5 protein-coding genes are annotated in these 2,744 nt (G+C 44.5%); 3 read left to right on the plus strand and 2 right to left on the minus strand.

Annotation, left to right across the window (positions count from 1 at the left end):
- The first annotated feature begins 68 nt into the window (after positions 1-68).
- Positions 69-200 carry a hypothetical protein gene (locus VZT47_RS09970; protein WP_330224810.1) on the plus strand — a complete coding sequence of 44 codons (132 nt, stop codon included), beginning with the start codon at positions 69-71 and terminating at the stop codon, positions 198-200.
- Between the two features lie 290 nt (positions 201-490).
- Entirely contained in the window at positions 491-748 is a 258-nt protein-coding gene (locus VZT47_RS09975) for a helix-turn-helix domain-containing protein (protein WP_330224811.1), read from the plus strand.
- Positions 749-910: 162 nt separating this feature from the next.
- Here VZT47_RS09975 and VZT47_RS09980 read toward each other — a convergent pair whose 3' ends face one another.
- Together VZT47_RS09980 and VZT47_RS09985 are read right to left on the minus strand one after the other, a co-directional pair.
- Complete coding sequence (locus VZT47_RS09980; RefSeq protein WP_330224812.1) at positions 911-1,630, minus strand: AAA family ATPase; 720 nt, start codon at positions 1,628-1,630, stop codon at positions 911-913.
- Between the two features lie 84 nt (positions 1,631-1,714).
- A complete protein-coding gene (locus VZT47_RS09985) occupies positions 1,715-2,074 on the minus strand; it encodes a YccF domain-containing protein (RefSeq protein ID WP_330224813.1) in 360 nt (119 codons plus the stop codon).
- Positions 2,075-2,546: 472 nt separating this feature from the next.
- On the opposite strand from VZT47_RS09985, the gene VZT47_RS09990 reads away from it, so the two are divergent.
- Positions 2,547-2,744 (plus strand): hypothetical protein (locus tag VZT47_RS09990; protein WP_330224814.1); only part of this gene is annotated, 198 nt, incomplete at its 3' end.

The following is a 2,744-nucleotide window of genomic DNA, read 5'->3' on the forward strand; positions in this document are numbered from 1 at the left end:
AGTACGGCTGCCACAATCATTAATAAAATAAGACTCAGCATGATATCTCCTGCCAGAGAGAAAAGGAAATGATAGAAAAGGAAAGAAACAAAGAAAGGGAAATGGAATATAGAGAAGGAAATGAAACAAAGAAAAGGGAATGGAATATAGGGAAGGAAATGAAACAAAGAAAAGGAAATGGAATCCAGAGAAGGAAATGAAACAAAGAACAAAGAAATGGAATATAGAGAAAGAAATGAAACATAGAGAAGAAAATGGCATTTACTGAGTGTCATTCTCTTCTGAGTATACTCTTCCGGAGGAATTTTGACAATTGGTGAATGTCATTTTGTTTTTGGCAGGCTGCCACGGCTGCTGAAAAATCTTTCTTATCGCTAAAAACATTTGGATGCAGGACATTTACTAAATGTCAAAAAAAACATACACTGGGTCCAGAAATGAAGGGGCGTGTCAATAATTAGTATAAACTGGTAAGATTGGAAAAGCAGAATTGTATAAAAACAGGGCAGAAGACGGGCGCAATAATATATGTGGAAAAAATGTAAAAAGACTCCGGCAGGGGATGGCGAAGAAGACATCGCAGAGAATGCTTGCCTACCTGCTCCAAATGAAGGGGCTGGATGTGGATAAGAATGCCATTCAGCGGATTGAATCGGGAGAAAGATTTGTTACGGATATAGAATTGAAAATGATGGCATCTGTCCTGGATGTCTCTGTAGACGCGCTGCTGTCGGATCCGAATGACTGACGGATCTGAATGACTGATGGATCCGAATGACTGATGGATCCGAATGATTGACGGATGCTTTTGGTAAATATACAGCAGTATTCTTTGACACAGCAGAAACCCCTTCTTCGGAATGGACAAGTTCCGAAGAAGGGGTTTTTCACATGTTTTATATTAATCTTTTCACTTTAGCAGCCGCTGCAGGATCTGCTCCCTGTGATTGATGAACATGGAAGTGATCTGATAGCTGTCGGTCTCCTCATAAGTACACGGATGGATCGGACCATGGTCAAAACTCAGGATCTCCGCGCCGGGCAGACCCAGCAGAATCGGAGAGTGCGTGACCGCAATGAACTGCGCTCCCTCTTTGACACATCGGTCGATTTCCATCAGCAGCGTCAGCTGACGCTGCGGGGAAAGAGCCGCTTCCGGCTCGTCCAGCAGGTACAATCCGTTCGCACGGAAACTGTCCTGTGCCAGAGCCAGGAAACTTTCACCATGTGACTTCTCATGAAAATGCTGCGGACGGCCGCCCGGCCCTCTGCTGTATTCTTCCTCTTTTGTCGCCACATTATAAAAGCTCTCCGCGCGCAGAAAATATCCATAATTTGCGTGGCGCACACCTCTGGAAAGACGGATTGCCCTGCAGAGTTCAGAATGGGAGTCATAAGTGGAAAAGTGATAGTTCCTCGTGCCTCCTTCCGGATTAAATCCGTACGCTATGGCGATCGCTTCCAGCAGTGTTGATTTCCCGCTGCCGTTTTCACCGACAAAGAAAGTGACAGGATGCGTGAAAACAATATGTTCCACATTGTGGATCGCGTCGATTCTACGGAGATAACTGTCCGGGGAAATCTTGTCCCAGTTGATCATCACGCCGTTGATCAGCTGTGTATTCAGCATTTTTTCCTGTTCCTTCCTGAAAGCTGACAGTGATTCCGGATACCGGGATCCGAATACTGTGACTGGTATGATTCTGAACGATTCTTATACGACATACGCGCCAAACGGCCGCAGTGACAGTTTCGCGATCTTAAAGAACTGCTTTCCAAAAGGGATTCCAACGATTGTTATACACCAGAGACAGCCAATCAGGAAATTTCCAAGCGCCATCCACCAGCCGTTTAAAATAAGCCAGATGATATTTACAAGAAAAGATACCGCGCCGCCGCCGTATTCGACCCGTTTGCCAAAGGGCCAGAATGAGAGCGAAGCGAACTTAAAACACTGCAGGCCATAGGGAATCCCGATGATTGTGATACACCACACCATCCCGGACACAAGCCAGGCCAGGCCGCTGAGGAAGCCGCCAAAGATGAACCAGCAAATATTACCTAATAAACGCATGTTATTTCTCCTTTATACTTTATATTTATAGGATGTAGTTTTCTGATATACGGATTGATGTCCGTTTGTCCGCCCAATAATGTACTCCTGGATTTGTAATATGTCAAATCAGCGGACAGCGGAAATAGCATCACGTTTTTTATATACGACCAATATAGTATCAGGTATAAAAAACTATTTCCGGCTCTTTCCGGGTAATTTCCGGGTTTTTCCGGGCCTCTTTCCGGCCTTTTTCATGACATTAGATGGGACATTAACGCATTCTTCTGTCAAAGCAAGTCGTAATCTGATAAAGTATATACAGGTGATACTGACAATTCAGCAGCAGGACTTTTTATGAAAGGCAGGTTTCCCATTTCTGAAAGAACAGTTCTGTTCAGTCTTTCACTTGTACATAGAACACAGGAGAAGCACAGAAGAAACACAGAGCATAAAAGAGAAATACTTTGACAGATTGTTGGAGGTTGAAATAATGGCAATAGATAAACGGTTCGAAATGATGGATGATGACCTTGAGAACATTGCGGGCGGCAGGACTTATGGATACGGCACGAATTTCTACATGACTGTCCAGACAAATCAGAGCTACCTTCCTCTGCTTGGGTCACCGGAAAAAAACGGCGCGAATGAGCTCTCCAAACTTTATACAGGGGATCAGGTCGAGCTGGTC

It is taken from the genome of Dialister sp., assembly GCF_036343215.1.
Taxonomy (GTDB): Bacteria; Bacillota; Negativicutes; order Veillonellales; family Dialisteraceae; genus Dialister.

Coding starts and splice junctions, on each gene's coding strand:
- VZT47_RS09970 (WP_330224810.1), top strand. CDS start 69: ATGATAGAAAAGGAAAGAAACAAAGAAAGGGAAATGGAATATAGAGAA.
- VZT47_RS09980 (WP_330224812.1), bottom strand. CDS start 1,630: ATGCTGAATACACAGCTGATCAACGGCGTGATGATCAACTGGGACAAG.
- VZT47_RS09985 (WP_330224813.1), bottom strand. CDS start 2,074: ATGCGTTTATTAGGTAATATTTGCTGGTTCATCTTTGGCGGCTTCCTC.